Origin of the sequence: Devosia ginsengisoli, from assembly GCF_007859655.1 — a bacterium.
Taxonomy (GTDB): domain Bacteria; phylum Pseudomonadota; class Alphaproteobacteria; order Rhizobiales; family Devosiaceae; genus Devosia; species Devosia ginsengisoli.
This window is the reverse complement of sequence record NZ_CP042304.1, coordinates 2,073,975-2,090,748: the sequence shown is the minus strand read 5'-3', so window position 1 is coordinate 2,090,748 and position 16,774 is coordinate 2,073,975. Positions and strand designations below refer to the sequence as shown.

Annotated in this window: 18 protein-coding genes; 6 read left to right on the top strand and 12 right to left on the bottom strand. The window is 62.7% G+C overall.

Annotation, left to right across the window (positions count from 1 at the left end; translation table 11 throughout):
• Positions 1-38 precede the first annotated feature (38 nt).
• The 5 genes from petA to FPZ08_RS10215 all read left to right on the top strand — a co-directional run bounded on the left by petA (position 39) and on the right by FPZ08_RS10215 (position 3,890).
• Positions 39-563 (top strand): ubiquinol-cytochrome c reductase iron-sulfur subunit, encoded by a 525-nt coding sequence (gene petA, locus FPZ08_RS10235; protein WP_146289921.1) that lies wholly within the window; start codon positions 39-41, stop codon positions 561-563.
• Between the two features lie 14 nt (positions 564-577).
• Positions 578-1,828 (top strand): cytochrome b, encoded by a 1,251-nt coding sequence (locus FPZ08_RS10230; RefSeq protein WP_146289920.1) that lies wholly within the window; start codon positions 578-580, stop codon positions 1,826-1,828.
• Positions 1,829-1,845: 17 nt separating this feature from the next.
• Entirely contained in the window at positions 1,846-2,715 is an 870-nt protein-coding gene (locus FPZ08_RS10225; protein WP_146289919.1) for a cytochrome c1, read from the top strand.
• Between the two features lie 413 nt (positions 2,716-3,128).
• Positions 3,129-3,323, top strand: coding sequence for a hypothetical protein (locus tag FPZ08_RS10220; RefSeq protein WP_146289918.1), 195 nt, complete (start codon positions 3,129-3,131; stop codon positions 3,321-3,323).
• 33 nt (positions 3,324-3,356) lie between these two features.
• Positions 3,357-3,890 (top strand): adenine phosphoribosyltransferase, encoded by a 534-nt coding sequence (locus FPZ08_RS10215; protein ID WP_146289917.1) that lies wholly within the window; start codon positions 3,357-3,359, stop codon positions 3,888-3,890.
• A 290-nt stretch (positions 3,891-4,180) separates the two neighbouring features.
• Here FPZ08_RS10215 and FPZ08_RS10210 read toward each other — a convergent pair whose 3' ends face one another.
• From FPZ08_RS10210 to FPZ08_RS10180, 8 genes are all read right to left on the bottom strand, one after another.
• Positions 4,181-4,585 (bottom strand): GFA family protein, encoded by a 405-nt coding sequence (locus tag FPZ08_RS10210; RefSeq protein WP_146289916.1) that lies wholly within the window; start codon positions 4,583-4,585, stop codon positions 4,181-4,183.
• A gap of 88 nt (positions 4,586-4,673) precedes the next feature.
• Entirely contained in the window at positions 4,674-5,066 is a 393-nt protein-coding gene (locus FPZ08_RS10205) for a VOC family protein (RefSeq protein WP_146289915.1), read from the bottom strand.
• A 97-nt stretch (positions 5,067-5,163) separates the two neighbouring features.
• Complete coding sequence (locus FPZ08_RS21925) at positions 5,164-5,334, bottom strand: hypothetical protein (protein ID WP_186767291.1); 171 nt, start codon at positions 5,332-5,334, stop codon at positions 5,164-5,166.
• A gap of 420 nt (positions 5,335-5,754) precedes the next feature.
• The gene (locus tag FPZ08_RS10200; RefSeq protein WP_146289914.1) at positions 5,755-6,774 is read right to left on the bottom strand and encodes a TerC family protein; all 1,020 of its coding nucleotides are present in this window, start codon (positions 6,772-6,774) and stop codon (positions 5,755-5,757) included.
• A 408-nt stretch (positions 6,775-7,182) separates the two neighbouring features.
• Positions 7,183-7,527 (bottom strand): hypothetical protein, encoded by a 345-nt coding sequence (locus FPZ08_RS10195; RefSeq protein WP_146289913.1) that lies wholly within the window; start codon positions 7,525-7,527, stop codon positions 7,183-7,185.
• 32 nt (positions 7,528-7,559) lie between these two features.
• Positions 7,560-8,117 (bottom strand): MaoC/PaaZ C-terminal domain-containing protein, encoded by a 558-nt coding sequence (locus tag FPZ08_RS10190; protein WP_146289912.1) that lies wholly within the window; start codon positions 8,115-8,117, stop codon positions 7,560-7,562.
• On the bottom strand, positions 8,114-8,593 hold the full coding sequence (locus FPZ08_RS10185; RefSeq protein WP_146289911.1) for a MaoC family dehydratase: 480 nt from the start codon (positions 8,591-8,593) through the stop codon (positions 8,114-8,116). The genes FPZ08_RS10190 and FPZ08_RS10185 overlap by 4 nt, the downstream gene beginning before the upstream one ends.
• A 239-nt stretch (positions 8,594-8,832) precedes the next feature.
• On the bottom strand, positions 8,833-9,705 hold the full coding sequence (locus tag FPZ08_RS10180; protein WP_146289910.1) for an AraC family transcriptional regulator: 873 nt from the start codon (positions 9,703-9,705) through the stop codon (positions 8,833-8,835).
• 103 nt (positions 9,706-9,808) lie between these two features.
• Here FPZ08_RS10180 and melA (FPZ08_RS10175) point away from each other — a divergent pair, with 103 nt between their 5' ends.
• Entirely contained in the window at positions 9,809-11,263 is a 1,455-nt protein-coding gene (gene melA / locus FPZ08_RS10175) for an alpha-glucosidase/alpha-galactosidase (RefSeq protein ID WP_146289909.1), read from the top strand.
• A 14-nt stretch (positions 11,264-11,277) separates the two neighbouring features.
• On the opposite strand, the gene FPZ08_RS10170 is transcribed toward melA (FPZ08_RS10175), so the two are convergent.
• From FPZ08_RS10170 to FPZ08_RS10155, 4 genes are all read right to left on the bottom strand, one after another.
• Positions 11,278-12,285, bottom strand: a complete 1,008-nt coding sequence (locus tag FPZ08_RS10170; protein ID WP_146289908.1) for an ABC transporter substrate-binding protein — start codon at positions 12,283-12,285, stop codon at positions 11,278-11,280.
• A 289-nt stretch (positions 12,286-12,574) separates the two neighbouring features.
• Complete coding sequence (melA, locus tag FPZ08_RS10165; RefSeq protein WP_146289907.1) at positions 12,575-13,942, bottom strand: alpha-glucosidase/alpha-galactosidase; 1,368 nt, start codon at positions 13,940-13,942, stop codon at positions 12,575-12,577.
• 12 nt (positions 13,943-13,954) lie between these two features.
• Complete coding sequence (locus FPZ08_RS10160; protein WP_146289906.1) at positions 13,955-15,622, bottom strand: ABC transporter ATP-binding protein; 1,668 nt, start codon at positions 15,620-15,622, stop codon at positions 13,955-13,957.
• 10 nt (positions 15,623-15,632) lie between these two features.
• Positions 15,633-16,760, bottom strand: a complete 1,128-nt coding sequence (locus tag FPZ08_RS10155; RefSeq protein ID WP_246132896.1) for an ABC transporter permease — start codon at positions 16,758-16,760, stop codon at positions 15,633-15,635.
• Positions 16,761-16,774: the final 14 nt, after the last annotated feature.

The following is a 16,774-nucleotide window of genomic DNA, read 5'->3' as shown; positions in this document are numbered from 1 at the left end:
CCGGCCGCGTCTGAAGTGATTGTACGGGGATACGGACCTTGGCCACGCAAGCTCATCATTCAACAAGTCGGCGGGATTTCATCTTCGTCGCAACCGGTTCGGTGGCCGCTGTCGGCGCTGCCGCCACTGTCTGGCCGCTGATCAACCAGATGAACCCCGATGCTTCGACGCTGGCCATGGCCAGCATCGAGTTCGACATTTCCGCGATCCCCGAAGGGCAGTCGGTCACCATCATGTGGCGCGGCCTGCCGGTTTTCGTGCGTCACCGCACCCAGGCCGAGATCGACGAGGCCAAGGCGGTTCCGCTGGCCGACCTCAAGGACCCCGAGACCGACGAGCAGCGCACCAAGCCCGGCCACGAGCAGTGGCTGATCATGATCGCCAACTGCACCCATCTCGGCTGTGTCCCGGTCGGCGATTCGGGTGATTTCGACGGCTGGTTCTGCCCCTGCCATGGCTCGCACTACGATAGTGCCGGCCGCATCCGCAAAGGCCCCGCACCGAAGAATCTGGTGCTGCCGCCTTATGAATTTCTCAGCGATACGCTGGTCCAGATCGGTTAGTGGGGGCTTTTCCGATGTCAGAACATTCGACTTACACGCCCGGCAACGGCCTCGAGAAGTGGCTCGATGAGCGCCTTCCGATCATCCGGTTCTCCAAAGAGCACCTGATGGACTTCCCGACGCCGAAGAACCTCAACTACTGGTGGACCTTCGGCGCTATCCTGGTGATGTGCCTGGCGATCCAGATCGTCACCGGCGTCATCCTGGCCATGCACTATACGCCGCATGTCTCGATGGCCTTCGACTCGGTCGAGCATATCCGCCGCGACATCAATGGCGGCCGCATGATCCAGTCGTTCCACGCCGTGGGCGCCTCAATGTTCTTCGCGGCCGTCTATATCCACATCTTCCGCGGCATGTATTTCGGCTCCTACAAGGCGCCCCGCGAGATCCTGTGGATCCTGGGCGTCTTGATCTTCCTGCTGATGATGGCGACCGCCTTCATGGGCTATGTGCTGCCCTGGGGCCAGATGTCCGGCTGGGCTGCCACCGTGATCACCAATATCTTCGCGGCCATCCCGGTCATCGGCACGCCGCTGCTGGAACTGCTGCGCGGCGGTTTCTCGGTCGGCAACCCGACGCTGAACCGCTTCTTCTCGCTGCACTACCTGCTGCCCTTCATCATCGCCGCCATCGTGGTGCTGCATATCTGGGCCCTGCATGTGCCCGGCAACAACAACCCCGTCGGCGTCGACGTGAAGGATACCAAGCGCGATACATTGCCCTTCCATCCGTATTACACGATGAAGGACGCATTCGGCATGGTGCTGTTCCTGATCCCGTTTGCCTGGTTCGCGTTCTTCGCGCCCGACATCCTGGGTCACCCGGACAACTATATCGAATTCAACAGCCAGGTGACGCCGGCCCATATCGTGCCCGAATGGTACTTCCTGCCATTCTACGCGATCCTGCGGGCCATCGACTTCAACATCCTGTTCATCGACTCCAAGCTCGGTGGCGTGATTTTCTTCGGCGGCTCGATCCTGATCCTGTTCTTCCTGCCCTGGCTGGATACGTCCAAGGTTCGCTCGGGCAACTTCCGCCCGATGTTCAAGTGGTTCTACTGGCTGTTCGTGGTCAACTTCGTGGCGCTCACCTATCTGGGCGCGGCGCCGGCCGAGGGCATCTACGTGCTGCTCGCCAAGATCTGCACCGCCTACTACTTTATCCACTTCCTCGTCATCCTGCCGCTGCTCGGCCGCATAGAGACGCCCCGGCCATTGCCGACCAGCATCTCCGAAAGCGTCCTGGGCAAGGCACATTGAGGCAAGGGGCAGGAACCATGTTGAACACCAAGACTATCCTCGCCACCCTGGCGCTGGTTGCCGGCTTCGCAGCTCCCGCCATGGCGCAGGACCATTCGAGCCCGCATATCGAAAAGCAGAACTGGTCGTTTGCCGGCATTTTCGGCACCTATGACCAGAACCAGCTGCAGCGCGGCTTCCAGGTTTTCCGCGAAGTCTGCTCCAGCTGCCACGGCGCTCGCCTGATCGCCTTCCGCAACCTTGCCGAAGCGGGTGGCCCCGGCTTCTCCGAAGAGCAGGTCAAGGCGCTGGCGGCCGAATATGAAGTGGCCGATCCCACCGCCGATGGCGGTGTGCGCACTGCCGTGCCGGCCGATCGCTGGCCGTCGCCCTTCGAGACCGAACAGGATGCCCGCGATGCCAATGGCGGCGCGCTGCCGCCGGACTTCTCGGTGCTGGCCAAGGCCCGCGGCGTCACCGACGCCTTCCCGTTCTGGGTGTTCAACTACTTCACCGGTTACTCGGAAGGCGGCCCGGATTATATCCACGCGCTGCTCAACGGCTATCACGAGGAAGTGCCGGAGAATGCGCCGCACAATTCGGACGGCACGCCGTTCGACCTGCCGGAAGGCAAGTATTACAACGACTACTTCCCTGGCCATGCCATCGGCATGGGCCCGCCGCTGATGGACGAGTTGGTGGCCTATGAAGCCGCCGAAGGCGAAGCCGAAGTGCCGCTGACCGTGCAGCAATATTCCACCGACGTTGCCGCCTTCATGATGTGGATGGCCGAGCCGCACCTGTCGGGCCGCAAGCAGACCGGTTTCGTCGTGCTGCTGTTCCTCGTGCTGTTCGCCGGCCTGATGTACGCCACCAAGCGCCGCATCTGGCAGGGCATCGAGCACTGACCAGCGGCCGCTAAGCGGCAAAATCGCCCCGGTGGGGCGATTTTAGATGGTCAGGCCCGAAGAGTTATGCTCGCAGGGCCCAGACGCTCCAGGCATTCGATCTCAAAGGGGCCCCTAGGGGCCCTTTCTGCTGCTGCCACACGCACCGGTCCCACCCTCCCCCTTGTGGGGAGGGAAGCGAGATAGGACTTAGCTTCAGCTGAGTCCGTGATCGAGCAGGGTGGGGGGGGCGAGGTTCCCGCAAGCTCAATGCGTGCGGCACCTGCGACACCCCCACCCTAGATCCCTCCCCTCGAGGGGGAGGGAAGGACGACTGATGCGTCTGCGTCATCACGGCCGCTTCACCCCCTTGCCATTCACGCTTCGGACCGCAATATTCCAGACAAGCCGTCCGCGTTGCCGAGGGAGCCGACATGTCCGCCATTCGCATTGCCGTCACTGTCGTCAGCACCGCCATTGCCGTGAGCCGCCATCCGGCTGTCCGCGCCGGCATCAATGCGGTGGCCGCCAACCCCAAGGCGCGCGAAACCGCGATCAGCGTCACCCGCAGTGCCGCCTACAATGCCGGGGTCATCGCCCGCCATATCGTCGGCCGCCGCTCGAGCTGAATTCCCCTATTTTCACCTTCTGACAGGTTTGCCATGCCGCTCGACCTCAAGGCCCTCGTGCGCACGATTCCGGACTATCCCAAAAAGGGCATCCTGTTCCGGGACATCACCACGCTGATCGAGCACCCCGAGGGATTCAAGGAAAGCATCGAGCGCATCGCCAGCCAATATCGCGGCCAGGGCATCACCCATGTTGCCGGCATCGAGGCACGCGGCTTCATCTTCGGGGCGGGCGTGGCCATTGCGCTGGGCGTGGGCTTCATCCCCATCCGCAAGAAGGGCAAGCTGCCCGGCGAGACCATCGGACAGAATTACGCGCTGGAATACGGCGTCGACACGATCGAGATCCATGCCGACGTGCTTGACGGCGATGACAAGGTGCTGCTGGTCGATGATCTCATCGCCACAGGCGGCACTGCCATCGCCGCCGTCGGCCTGCTGCGCCGCACCGGTGCCACGGTGGAAGACGCCGCCTTCGTCATCGACCTGCCGGATCTCGGCGGCGCCGACAAGCTCAAGGCCGAACGCGTCGTGGTATCAGCGCTGATCGCGTTTGAGGGGCATTAGGGCTGTAATTTCGTCCCAAGAGTGGAGCCAACCCTCGCCCCTTGTGGGAGAGGGTGGTTTTCCGCGTTCAGCGGAAAACCGGGTGAGGGGGCTGCGCTCCCCCATGCTTCAATGCCGGCGGACGGTTCAGCACCCCCTCATCCGCCCTTCGGGCACCTTCTCCCACGAGGGGAGAAGGGGAATCCGGTGGAGACAGCCAGATAGTTGCCAAATCCTCGATCTGTTCCTCCCCCTATCAGAGGGAGGCTAGGAGGGGGTATCCGACAAGGACTCTTCCTGCGGGGCAGCTTCTACCAGCTATTCCGCCCATCCACCTTCTCGACGGCGATCCCCGACCAGTCCAGATCATCCACCAGCCGCAAATTCACCGCATAGCTCCGCTGCGTCGGCATGCTGCCGGGCGTAAACCCTTCCTTGGGTGTGCCGTCATTGTTGTAGACCGAGGCCCAGTCGGGCGAGTCGCCCCAGGTCTGCATGCCGCAATTGCCGCAGAAATGGTGCTGGTTCATGCCGTCGCTGGCCGAATAGGTTTTGTCTCCCTCCTGCGACAGGAATTTCATCTCGCCGGCGCTGTAATAGCCCCACACCGCGCCAGTGCGGGCGCAATAGCTGCAATTGCATTCCTTGGCATGGGCCGGGGGATGGGGCAGTTCGATCCGGGTGGCGCCGCAATGGCAGGAGGCGATGAGGGACATAGCTAGGCTCCGTGTTCTGATGCGCTCACCATGGCCCGGACGTGCTGACAGGCCCTGTCAGCATCGACGCATGGCGGCGTACAGTGTTTCAGGCGGCCATGGCCTCGCGGATATCGACCAGGCAGAACTGGTTGCCCTCGGGGTCGCGCATCACCGTATAGGTGGGCAGAACGCGCACCGTTTCGGCGCCCGCTTCGCGCAGGTGTTCCACCGTGCCGGGGCGATCATCGACCTCGATGTCGAAATGCACGCGGTTATTGTCGTAGCGGCGGCCCTCGACATTCTGGAAGCAGATGGACGGGCCGGGGCCATCGACCATCACGGTGGGGTCGGTCTCGGGCGTCAGGCCCAGGGCCGCCAGCCGCGCGATCTCGGCATCGTCATAGGCGCGGATGGCATAGCCATCGAGCAGGCCCACCCAGAAGGTGGCAAGTTTGGCCGGCTTGTCGCAGTCGAACACGATCTCGTGGATTTTCCCCATCATCGTCTCCTTCTTGTCCTTGCGTCTTGGCTAGACCGCAATTGCGGCAAGACTGGCGCAGGCAAAAGCCCGGCGCAATGCTGCGCCGGGCCCGATGTCAGTGCCGCTTGCCGAGCAGAGCCTCCAGCGTGGGGAGCGGCAATGTCTGCTCCCTGGGCTGGGCGACCTTCCTGGTCTCCGCCTTGCGCATCGGGATCGGTGCGCCGTGGCGTGGCACGTTCTGGGTACGGGCGACCGGTTGGGGCCGCTGGAAGATGTTCTTGGGCATGAGCAAAGCCTTTCACTCTCCCCGCCCGGCGTTCTCGACGCGGCGACGGGGTTGCAACAGAAGGGCGCAGCGCAAGCGAAAGCGCCGCGCGATGAAACGTGGTTTTGGTCGGACGCCGGGGGAAGTCGCTGGAGCGTTTCCAGGAAAAGTGGTCACCACTTTTCCGGTTCGGAAACGCGACCAGCCAAAGCAGGGAGGGAGACGGGTCGGCCGGCCGTTAAAGGCAGGCGTATCGTGAACCGAATCTCGCACTGAACGGCATCCAATATCCTTCGATCACGCGCAGGCGCGGAGCGGCGGATTGTCGGGCGTCCGGGGCAAGTTCTCAGTTCATTTCGACGTAGACCTCATCTTGGAAACGGGCGGACCATAGAAAAAGGACGGGCCGACGTCAACCGCCAGCCCGCCAGTTCTCCTCCCTCAGGGTTCTAGGCGCCCTGTTTGCGGGGCCTGTTCGGCCCCGATATCGGTCTCGTTGCGGGTCTTCCACAGCGAGAAGATCACCCCGCCCGCCAGGATCGTCAGCGTCACGATCAGGCTCAGCAGCGTGTCGATATGGATATGCAGCGGCACGAGGAAGATCTTGATGCCGACAAGCACGAGGATGATGGCCAGCGATACCTGCAGGTAGCGGAAGCGGCTCATCGCCGCCGCCAGCGCAAAGTAGAGCGCCCGCAGGCCGAGAATGGCGAAGATGTTGGAGGTGTAGACGATGAACGTGTCCTGCGTCACCGCGAACACGGCCGGCACCGAATCCACGGCAAAGATCAGGTCGACCACTTCCACCATGATCAGTGCCACCGCCAGCGGGGTCAGCCAGGTGACGATCTTGCCGGTCTTGGGATCGGGCTGCTTGACCGTGAAATTGCGGCCATGCAGCTCCTTGGTGACGCGGAAGCGCTTGGTCAGGAACTTGAAGACCGGATTGTTCTCTATATCGGGTGTTTCGTCCTTGTGGCCGAACATGCGGATGCCGGTAAAGACAAGGAAGGCGCCGAAGCCGAACAGGATCCAGTTGAATTCGTTGACCAGGGCCGCGCCCAGCCCGATCAGGATGGCGCGGAAGGCAATGACGCCCAGAATGCCCCAGAACAACACGCGGTGCTGGTAGATGCGGGGAATGGCGAGGAACCCGAAAATGGTGGCGATGACGAACATGTTGTCCATCGCCAGGCTCTGCTCGATCAGATAGCCGGTATAGAATTCGAGCCCCGCTTCGGCGCCGCGCTGCCACCACACAAAGCCGCCGAAGGCGAGGGCTATGGCGACATAGAAGCCGTAGAGAGTCAGGCTCTCACGCGCGCCGATCTCGTGCTCGTCGCGGTGCAATATGCCCAGGTCGAAGACCAATAGGGCAATGACGATCGCGATGAACGCGACCCAGAAATAGACGGGAGTACCTAGAAAATCGCCCATAAGGGCGCCAAGAAGCGATTCCATCGCCGGACCTTTCTCCATGAAGTTGGAGTAGCTCCGACATCACGAGGATATACGTCATCCTCGCCAGAGGGGCCCGGCGCCACGTAACCAAAATGCCTGATCGACGAAAAAGTTCAAGCGGGGGGCGGCGGAATGTCGCTTCTGGAGCTCGCAGGGCTCGGCAGGCTCCCCCTCTCCCCTTGTGGAGAGGGGGAAATCCGCGTCCAGCGGATTTCCGGGTGAGGGCTGCGCTTGCCCATGCTTTCAATGCAGGTGGATGACCCGGCGCCCCCTCATCCGCCCTTCGGGCACCTTCTCCCACGAGGGGAGAAGGGGGCACAAGGGGTAGGGGCAACATAGCGCCATGAACGCGATCTGTTCCTCCCCCTATCAGGGGGAGGCTAGGAGGGGGTATCCCCTAGAAACCAGCTACCGCGGTGTACACAGCATCACGATCGTATCCGCCGTTTCCAACTGGATGGCCGTGCCATAGGTCGGATCGGGGATCATGCGCCCCACCTGGATGCCGCGCGTCGTGCGCAGCCCGCCATCGTTGATGGTCACCCCATCCTGATAGGCGGTGATGGTGCCGGTGCCCGAGCTGGCATCGCCCACACTGGTCGAGGCGAAGCCATAGACCGCGCCATAAATGGTCAGAATGCCCGCCTTGGTGGCGGTGGCGTCGCGGCAGGCCCAGTTGCCCGTGAAATTCTGGGCAAGGGCAGGCGAAACGGACAGGGCGGTGAGGGCGGCTATGAGGGCGATTCGGCGCATGAGCCAGAGAGTGCAGGCGCGCGGTAACGCTTTCAAGACCCGCGCTTGAACAGTGCCCCGATGAACGGCACTTTGGTGAGCGCGAGCAACAGTCTGAGCCGCAGCGGCATCACATAATCGCGCAGCTTGGAAAAGCCCACCAGGTCGGCGCGATAGACCAGTTCGCCCCGCTGGTTGACCGCGGTCAGCTTGTTGAACAGCAGGCCCCAGCCCGGAATCGAGTTGGAGGCGCGCTTGCCGGTCACCACCAGCTCATAGCTCACCGTGTCGCCGGGGCGCACCGGCACCTTGAACACCATGGAATTGACCCCGGGGGAGGGGCCGGACACGCCCGGTTCCCTTCCTTCGGCGCGCAGCCGTTCTTCCTCGGCAAACAGGGCATCGACCATCTTGCGATGGCCCACGCTCACCGTGTGCCAGCCGCTGGCCACCAGACCGCCGAAATGGCTGTGCTGGGCGGCCGCCGCATCGAGATGGAAATATTGCGGATCGTAGAGCGTGGCGAAGCGGATGATTTCGTCGGCATTGAAGGTGTGGCTGCCGAGCGGAAACGCCTCATCAATGACGATATCCTCGAACCAGCGCGTCATGCCGGCAGCTCCGGCTCGCGCGTGTCGATCAGGTTGGCCAGCCGCATGGTCAGCACCGGCTGCTCCTTCTGGTTCCGCACGTCAAAATCGAGGGTCATGATGCCCCATTGCGGATGGCCTTCGGAGCGGCGCAGGTCGGCAATGGTCACCGTGCCGCCGATCGTGTCGCCCACCATGACCGGGTTCTTCCATTTGAGATCGGTAAAGCCCAGCCCGCCGGCCGAGGCGACCGTGTTGAGAAAGCTGTCCACCAGCATGCGCAGGCTCAGCCCCCCGGTCTGCCAGCCGCTCGAGGCCAGCCCGCCCAACAGGCTCGCCTTGGCGGCCGCTTCATCGAGATGGAAGGGAAAGGGATCGAATTCGCGGGCGAAGGTGACAATCATCTCGCGGGTGACGCGGATATGCCCCAGATCGATGACCTCGCCGATCTGCAAATCCTCGAAATGCCGCCGGTCCTTGGTGACAGGATTGGTCATTCGCTTTCCCTATACGTCAAGCAAGGTTCTGGCATGGGAATGGCGTGGAGGCAAGCCGGGACCTCCGCGGATGCTCTGCTTCACACCGCGCAAGTGAAAGAGTACCCCCTCCTAACCCCCCTGAAGAGGGGGCGGAACAGATCGCGTTTATGGCACTATCCTGCCCCTACGCCGCGCGGATTCCTCCCCCTATCAGGGGGAGGTTAGGAGGGGTATCCCCTTGGACCTCAAGCCCCCCGTCAAGCCCCCGCCGCCAGCCGCCCCTGCGCCCGAAACTCCAGTGGCGCCAATCCGCGTTTCCGCCGAAACGCCTTGGCGAGGTAATTGGCGTCGGCGAAGCCTGTCGCCCTTGATATCGCCACCACGCTCATATCCGTCGCCAGCAGCAGGCGTTCGATGCGCTCGATCCGCCGCTCCAGCACGAAATCCGAAGGCGGCGTGCCCACGCTCGCGCCGAATTGCCGGACGAAGTGGCCTCGGCTCATTTCGGCAATGGCGGCCAGCCGCTCGACGGGCAGGGGCCTTGCCAGATTGGCCTCGACATGGGCGATGACCCGGTTGATCGCCGCCGGCAGCGTCCGCTCGGGCGCGGCGTCCGCCCCGAACACGCCGTCATGCAAAGCCGCCATGGCGGCATAGGCGGCGCTCGAGGCTTCGCCGGGCGTGATGTCGGGCTTGCCGACCAGCGTATCGCAGGCTCCGGCCAGCCGGTCCACCACGCTGGCGGGCAGGCTCACAACCGGCCCGGCCGCGTCGATGATCTCGCGCGCCAGCCGCAGGGCCTCGCGGCCATTGAGCACCATCCAGAAATATTCCCAGTGCCCGCCGCGTTCCAGCCAGTAGCGATGGGCATGGGGTAGGCTCAGCACCATGGTCTGACCAGGCGTCAGCCGATATTGCGTGCCGGCAAAGTCCAGCCGCCCCTCGCCCACCAAAGTATGCTGGATGACCAGGAACGGCGCCGTGCCGCGCTGCAGCCCGTCCCAGGAATAGACCTCGTTGAGCCGCTGCTCATAGCCGGCGCTGATCGCCATGCAATGCAGCGGCGTGGCACTGCGCGGCAGCGCAAGCACGCGCAGGTTATGGCCGTGGTCGATGAGCTGATTGAGCACAAAATTACCCGCAATGGCACAAGCTTTCTCTAGCAGGCGGAGGCCGTCAACGCTAGCAGTGTGCTAACCAATTCGCCCCATCGGTGAATCCGCGGAGGAAGACATGTCATTCAAAGTCACGGTCATCGGTGCCGGCTCGATCGGCTTCACCAAGACGCTGATTTCCGACCTGCTCAAAGTGCCGGAATTCGTCGACTGCGAATTCGCCCTGACCGACATCAATCCGCATAATCTGGACATGGTGAAGCAGGTCATCGAGACCATTGTCTCGGTCAACAGGCTGCCGGCCAAGGTCACCGCCACCACCGACCGCCGCGCCGCCATATCAGGCGCCCGCTACATCATGAGTTGCGTTCGCGTCGGCGGGCTGGAGGCCTTTTCGACCGATATTGCCATCCCGCTCAAATATGGTGTCGACCAGTGCGTCGGCGATACGATCTGCGCCGGCGGCATTCTCTATGGCCAGCGCAACATCCCCGTCATTCTCGATTTCTGCAAGGATATCAGGGAAGTAGCCGAGCCCGGCGCGCTGTTCCTCAACTATGCCAACCCGATGGCGATGAATACTTGGGCGGCCGACATGTATGGCGGGGTCAATGTCGTCGGCCTCTGCCACGGCGTGCAGCATGGCGCCCACCAGATTGCCAATGTGCTGGGCGTCACGGATGACGAACTCGACTATGTCTGCTCGGGCATCAACCACCAGACCTGGTATATCGACATCCGCGCCAGGGGAAGGAAGATCGAGACCGACGAGCTGCTTGATGGCTTCGAGAAGCATCCGGTCTATTCCAAGCAGGAAAAGGTCCGCATCGACGTGCTGAAGCGCTTCGGCGTCTATTCCACCGAGAGCAACGGGCATCTTAGCGAATACCTGCCCTGGTATCGCAAGCGCCCCGACGAGATCGGCCGCTGGATCGACATGAGCGATTGGATCCATGGCGAGACGGGCGGCTATCTGCGCTATTCCACCGAGCGCCGGAACTGGTTCGAGACCGATTTCCCCATGTTCAAGGAGCAAGCCAACAAGCCGCTTTCCGACTACAAGCGGACCAGCGAGCATGCCAGCTACATCATCGAGGCGATGGAAACTGGCCGGGTCTATCGCGGCCATTTCAACCGCCGCAACAATGGCATCATCACCAACCTGCCCGACGACGCAATCATCGAAAGCCCCGGCTATGTCGACCGTTTCGGCATCAACATGATCGAGGGCGTGACCCTACCCACCGCCTGCGCCGCCACCTGTTCGGTGTCGGTCTCGGTGCAGCGCCTGTCGGTCGAGGCGGCCATGACGGGCAATATCGACACGCTCAAGCTCGCCGTGCTGCACGACCCGCTGGTCGGCGCCATCTGCACGCCCGACGAGGTCTGGGCCATGGTCGACGAAATGGTCGTCGCCCAGGCCCAGTGGCTCCCGCAATATGCCGATGCCGTACCGGCCGCGAAGGAGCGCATCGCCAAATCCACGGTCAAGACCCGCGACTGGGACGGTGCCGCGCGCAAGCGGGTGCGCTCGGTCGAGGAACTGCGCGAAGTGGTGGGCGGTCACCACTAGCAGGAGCTACTTGGCTACTCCGCCTGCGGCACCACCACTTCGGTCGCCACATCGCCATCCACCGCTGCAGCCAGAGCCGGGGGCAGGATATCGAGCAGATAGCCCAGCGAGAGCGGCGTCTGCCAGCTCATGGCGGCATAGGCCAGGCCCTTGCCGTCATCGAGCCAGAGCGAGCGGCCCTCCCTGGCGAGATCGAGATTCTGATAGAGCGGCATGGCCTCCACCTTGGCCTGCTCACCATTGGCGGCGTCCTCGATCGGCCAGATGGCGACATCCATGTCGAGCAGGCGCATATTCTCCTCGCTGATATCGATGCGATTGTCTTCCTGGGCCAGCGCCTGCAATTCGGGTGGGAAGGCGAGGCCGAGATCGATGAGGAACTTGCTGGCCAGGTCGTCCTGGCTCCACACGGTAAAGCCGCCTTCTTCCCGCACATAAATATTGGTGCCGGTCTTGCCGGCCAATTGCGGGAATTCGGCGCGGGCGGCGGCATAGCGGGCATCGAAATCGGCGACGATGGCGTCGGACTTTTCGGTATTGCCCGAAGTGGCCTGGTCGATGATGGCAAGTTCTGCCTGCCACGGTGCGCCCCAGGGCTGGTAGCCGGCCGGGGTCACGATGGTCGGGGCGATCTTGGACAGTTCGGCATAGCGCGCTTCGTCCATGGTCACATAGATGGCGATGATCAGGTCGGGGTCCTGCGCCAGCACCCATTCCAGATTGACGCCGTCGGTATCCATCACTTCCGGCTCGGCGCCTACCGCCCGGCGCGCCGCCTCGGCCCAGGGCCAGGTGGCGTAGGGGTGATCGCCCCACCACTCCTTGACGCCGACCGGCGCGATGCCGAGCGCGTAGAGGAAATCCTGTTCATGCATGCCCACCGACACGACGCGCTTGGGGGCCGCCGGGATCGTTGTGCTGCCGTAGACATGCTCCACGGTGACGGGAAAGGACTGCGCCGCGGCTGGTGCAGAGAGGCCGGCGGCCAGCGCCAGGGCGATTAAAAGACGACGTGTGAACATGATGCTCCCTCAAGCTCGGTGGGGGAGTTCTATATTGATGAGTATAAAAGTCAACTTAAGTTGATGGTCCGGCGCGTGCGGCCCACCCCCACCCTTGATCCCTCCCCACAAGGGGGAGGGAGACGATGAACACCGGCGTCAGAGCTAGCGCCTCCCTCCCCTCGATGGGGAGGGATTGAGGGTGGGGTGGGGCCAGGAGCACGGAACCCTCGCCCCACAAAACCCAAACGGCCCCAATGCTTTCGCATCGGGGCCGTCCTTGGAAGCAGGGAGGACTTTGCGCCGCGAATTACGCCACGCGCTGCTTCGGGGAAGTGCGGGCCCATTCGGGCAGCATGCTGCCATGGGCCTCGGTGAGGTCGTCGACGAGGTTCCAGATCTGCTCAAGATCCAGTTCGGCTGATGTATGGGGATCCATCATGGCGGCATGATAGACGTGTTCGCGGTTTTCTTCCATCAGCGCCCGTACGGTCAGTTCCTGCACATTGATATTGGTGCGGATCAGCGCGGTGAGCTGGGGCGGCAGGTCGCCGATATAGGTCGGCTGCACGCCGTTATCATCGACGAGGCACGGCACTTCCACCGCCGCATTGTCAGGCAGGCTGGTGATGACGCCGTTGTTGCGCAGGTTGCCGTAGATCACCGAAGGTTCGCCGGTCCAGACCGAGTTGACGATGGAAGAGGCATATTCCTTGGATTGCTTGACCTCGATGCGGTCGGCCTTGCGATAGTCCTCGGAGGTCTGCTTCCACCTGGCGATCTGCTCGACGCAGCGCTTGGGATATTCGTCCAGCGGAATGCCGAATTTCTCGATCAGGTCCTCGCGCCCTTCCTTGATGAAATAGGGGGTGTATTCGGCGAAGTGCTCGGAGCTTTCGGTGACGAAATAGCCCAGCCGGGTCAGCATTTCGTAGCGCACCTTGTTGGGGCAGCGTGGATTCCAGGTCGGCTTGGGGGCGCGGCCTTCGCGATAGGCGCGGACCAGGTCGGGATAGAGATCGCGATAGGAGCCATCGGGCTGGCGATGCTCGAATTTGAGGTAGAAGGCCATGTGGTTGATGCCGGCCGAGCGGTAGCGGATTTCCTCGTAGGGAATGCCGAGATCGTTGGCCAGCTCCATCGCCGTGCCCTGCACCGAATGGCACAGGCCGACCTGCCGGATGGTGGGGTATTTCTCGGCAATGGCCCAGGTGTTGATGGCCATCGGGTTCACATATTGCAGCATGATCGCCTCGGGGGCGACTTCGAGCATGTCCTCGCAGATGCTCCACAGATGCGGCACGGTGCGCAGGCCGCGCATGATGCCACCGACGCCCAGCGTATCGGCAATGGTCTGGCGCAGGTTGTATTTCTTGGGCACGTCGAAATCGACCACTGTCGACGGCTCATAGCCGCCGATCTGGAAGCAGACGACGACGAAATTTGTGCCATCCAGCGCCTTCTTCTGGTCGAGATAGGTTTCCACCGTTGCCGACACGCCGAGCGTGGCGATCAGCTTTTTGGCGATGACCTCGCTTTCCTCCAGCCTGGTCGGATTGATGTCCATCAGCCGTATCGTGGCGCCTGCCAAGGCAGGGCGCTGCAGGATATCGCCGACGATGTTCTTCATGAACACCGCCGAGCCGGCGCCGATGAAGGTGATCTTGGGGTTTGCCATTCGTAGTTGCTCCTAGGCGGCTATTTCGAACGCGGCGCGGACCAGCCTTGCCGTATATTCGGTCTGGGGTTTGGTGAGGACATCGGCCACCGGGCCCTGCTCGACGATCTTGCCATGCTGCATGACCATGACACGATGGCAGAGGGCGCGCACGACCTTGAGGTCATGGCTGATGAAGAGATAGCTGAGGCCCCTCTCGTCCTGCAGCTTGCGCAGCAGGTCGATGATCTGGGCCTGCACCGAAAGGTCGAGCGCCGAGGTCGGCTCGTCGAGCAGGATGAATTCCGGCTCGAGCGCGATGGCCCGGGCAATGGCGATGCGCTGGCGCTGGCCGCCGGAAAATTCATGCGGAAACCGCTGCAGGATATTGCCGGGCATGCCGGCATCCTCAAGCGCCTGCCGCACCCGCTCGACCCGCTCGCGGCTATTGGCGCCGATGCCATTGACGATCAGCCCTTCCTCGATGATCTGGCGGATCGACATGCGGGGGTTCAGACTCGCAAAGGGGTCCTGGAACACGATCTGCATGCGGCTGCGCAGTGGTCGCATGGCGGCGCGATCCCGGTTATCGATGCGCTCGCCGTCGAAGAAAATCTCTCCGCCCTGATTGCCGATCAGCCGGATTAGCGCCTGCCCGAAGGTGGTCTTGCCCGAGCCGGATTCCCCCACGATACCGAGCGTTTCGTGGCGCGACAGGCGGATATCGAGATTGTCGACGGCCTTGAGTTCGAAGAAATCGGGCTTGAAGAAGCCGCCCCGCTTGAGGGTGAAGCTGACCTTGACGTCCTTGCCTTCAAGCACCGTCTCATGGACGCCGTCTTCCAGCGGCAGAGCCGTGCCCTTGGGCTCGGAGGCCAGCAGGTGCCGCGTATAGGCATGCTGCGGATTGGCGAACAGCGCCTCGGTGGTGTTGTGCTCCTGCACCAGTCCGTTCTGCATCACATAGACATAGTCGGAAAACTGCCGGACGATGGTCAGGTCATGGGTGATCAGGATCACCGCCATGCCGTATTTGTCCTTGAGGTCCTTGATCAGGTTGAGGATCTGCGCCTGCACGGTCACGTCGAGCGCGGTGGTGGGCTCGTCGGCGATCAGCACGTCCGGCCGGTTAGCCAGCGCCATGGCGATCATCACGCGCTGGCGCTGCCCGCCCGACAATTGGTGCGGGTAATTGTTGAGGCGCGCCCGTGGTTCGGGAATCTGCACTTCGGTCAGCAGGGCCTCGGCCTTGTCCATGGCCTGCTTGCGGCTCATGCGATTGTGCAGGTGCAGGATTTCGCAGAGCTGCTGGCCGATCGTATAGACCGGGTTCAGCGAGCTCATCGGCTCCTGGAAGATCATGGCGATGTCGTTGCCGCGCAGCTTGCGCATATCGCGATCGCTCATGGTCACGATGTCCTGGCCGGAGAGGGTTATCTTGGTCTCCGGCAGGATGGTCGCGCGCTTGGTCAGGAGCTTCATCAGCGTGCGGGCGGTCACGGATTTACCCGATCCACTTTCGCCCACCAGGGCGATGGTTTCGCCCTTGTGGAGCTGGAACGAGACATTGCGCACGGCATGGACCACGCCGCCTTCGACCTTGAAATTCACCCCGACATTGCGGGCGTCGAGGATCAGCTCGCGGTCGTGATCGCCCAGGTCGTGGCGGGTATTGGAGATGGGCCTGCTGGTATCGGTCATGGCCTGTTCCTCAATAGGGGTCGACGGCGTCGCGCAGGCCATCGCCCAGCGCATTGAAGGCGAAGACGGTGATCAGCACGAAGATGACGGGACTGAGGATCCACGGATAGGAGCCGATCACCGAGAATGTGCCGGTATCCTGCAGCATCAGCCCCCAGGAGATCAGCGGCGGCTTTACCGCAAAGCCGAGGAAGCCCAGGAAGCTTTCGAGCAGAACCACGGTCGGCACGGCCAGGGTCACCGCCACGATGACGTGGCTGAGCACATTGGGCAGGATGTGCCTGACAATGATGCGGCTATCGGTGGCACCCACGGCGATGGCGGCGCGCACATAGTCGATGCGGGCCAGGGCCAGCGTCTTGGAGCGGACTTCCCGGCTCAATTGCGCCCAGCCCAGCACCGCCATGACGAAGATCACGAAGGTCAGGAACACATTAGATGGTGCCGTCACCGGGATCAGCGAGGTGAGCGCCAGGTAGAGCGGCAGTTGCGGGAAGGCCAGCACGAATTCCACGAAGCGCTGCACCCAGGCGTCGAGCCGTCCGCCTATATAGCCTGACGTGATGCCGACCAGCGTGCCGACAATGGTGGTGATGCTCACCACGGCCAAGGCGATCATCAGCGAGATGCGCGAGCCGATAATGCCGCGCGAAAGGATGTCGCGGCCGAACTTGTCGGTGCCCAGCAACTGGATCGGCCGTCCGTCGGTGGAGCCGAAGAAGTGGATATTGGAGGGAATGACCCAGAGCAGGTGATAGCTGTAGCCGGGGACGAAGAAGCCTGTGGGGGTCGGGTTGTCCTTGACGATGCCGCTCAGCGGCTGGAACGTGATGGGATCGAATTCGCCTGTGTCGCCAATGGGATAGACATAGGGCACGAGGCTGAAATTGCCTGATGGATCCTCGAAGGCAATCACGTCGGGCGGGGCGAAAGGCAGGTTGGCTGCCTTGGGGTCCATCGGCGCGAAGAAATCGGCGAAGATCGAGATCACCAGCAGCAGCACGACCAGGACGAGGCCGATCATGCCCATGGTCGAGCGGCGGAAGCGGCGCCAGACCAGGGTAGCATAGCCTTCATTGCCGGTGCCGAAGCGGGTTACGGTTGGTGCGGTATCGGCCTCTTCGGCGCCGGTGGGCATAGGACCGCCGGCGG

Excerpts from the sequence above, each read along its gene's own strand:
- FPZ08_RS10220 (WP_146289918.1), top strand. The coding sequence starts at position 3,129 with ATGTCCGCCATTCGCATTGCCGTCACTGTCGTCAGCACCGCCATTGCC.
- FPZ08_RS21925 (WP_186767291.1), bottom strand. The coding sequence starts at position 5,334 with ATGCCCAAGAACATCTTCCAGCGGCCCCAACCGGTCGCCCGTACCCAG.
- FPZ08_RS10155 (WP_246132896.1), bottom strand. The coding sequence starts at position 16,760 with ATGCCCACCGGCGCCGAAGAGGCCGATACCGCACCAACCGTAACCCGC.
- melA (WP_146289909.1), top strand. The coding sequence starts at position 9,809 with ATGTCATTCAAAGTCACGGTCATCGGTGCCGGCTCGATCGGCTTCACC.
- melA (WP_146289907.1), bottom strand. The coding sequence starts at position 13,942 with ATGGCAAACCCCAAGATCACCTTCATCGGCGCCGGCTCGGCGGTGTTC.
- FPZ08_RS10170 (WP_146289908.1), bottom strand. The coding sequence starts at position 12,285 with ATGTTCACACGTCGTCTTTTAATCGCCCTGGCGCTGGCCGCCGGCCTC.
- FPZ08_RS10200 (WP_146289914.1), bottom strand. The coding sequence starts at position 6,774 with ATGGAATCGCTTCTTGGCGCCCTTATGGGCGATTTTCTAGGTACTCCC.
- FPZ08_RS10225 (WP_146289919.1), top strand. The coding sequence starts at position 1,846 with ATGTTGAACACCAAGACTATCCTCGCCACCCTGGCGCTGGTTGCCGGC.
- FPZ08_RS10185 (WP_146289911.1), bottom strand. The coding sequence starts at position 8,593 with ATGACCAATCCTGTCACCAAGGACCGGCGGCATTTCGAGGATTTGCAG.
- FPZ08_RS10210 (WP_146289916.1), bottom strand. The coding sequence starts at position 4,585 with ATGTCCCTCATCGCCTCCTGCCATTGCGGCGCCACCCGGATCGAACTG.
- FPZ08_RS10195 (WP_146289913.1), bottom strand. The coding sequence starts at position 7,527 with ATGCGCCGAATCGCCCTCATAGCCGCCCTCACCGCCCTGTCCGTTTCG.
- FPZ08_RS10190 (WP_146289912.1), bottom strand. The coding sequence starts at position 8,117 with ATGACGCGCTGGTTCGAGGATATCGTCATTGATGAGGCGTTTCCGCTC.
- FPZ08_RS10205 (WP_146289915.1), bottom strand. The coding sequence starts at position 5,066 with ATGGGGAAAATCCACGAGATCGTGTTCGACTGCGACAAGCCGGCCAAA.
- FPZ08_RS10160 (WP_146289906.1), bottom strand. The coding sequence starts at position 15,622 with ATGACCGATACCAGCAGGCCCATCTCCAATACCCGCCACGACCTGGGC.
- FPZ08_RS10215 (WP_146289917.1), top strand. The coding sequence starts at position 3,357 with ATGCCGCTCGACCTCAAGGCCCTCGTGCGCACGATTCCGGACTATCCC.
- FPZ08_RS10230 (WP_146289920.1), top strand. The coding sequence starts at position 578 with ATGTCAGAACATTCGACTTACACGCCCGGCAACGGCCTCGAGAAGTGG.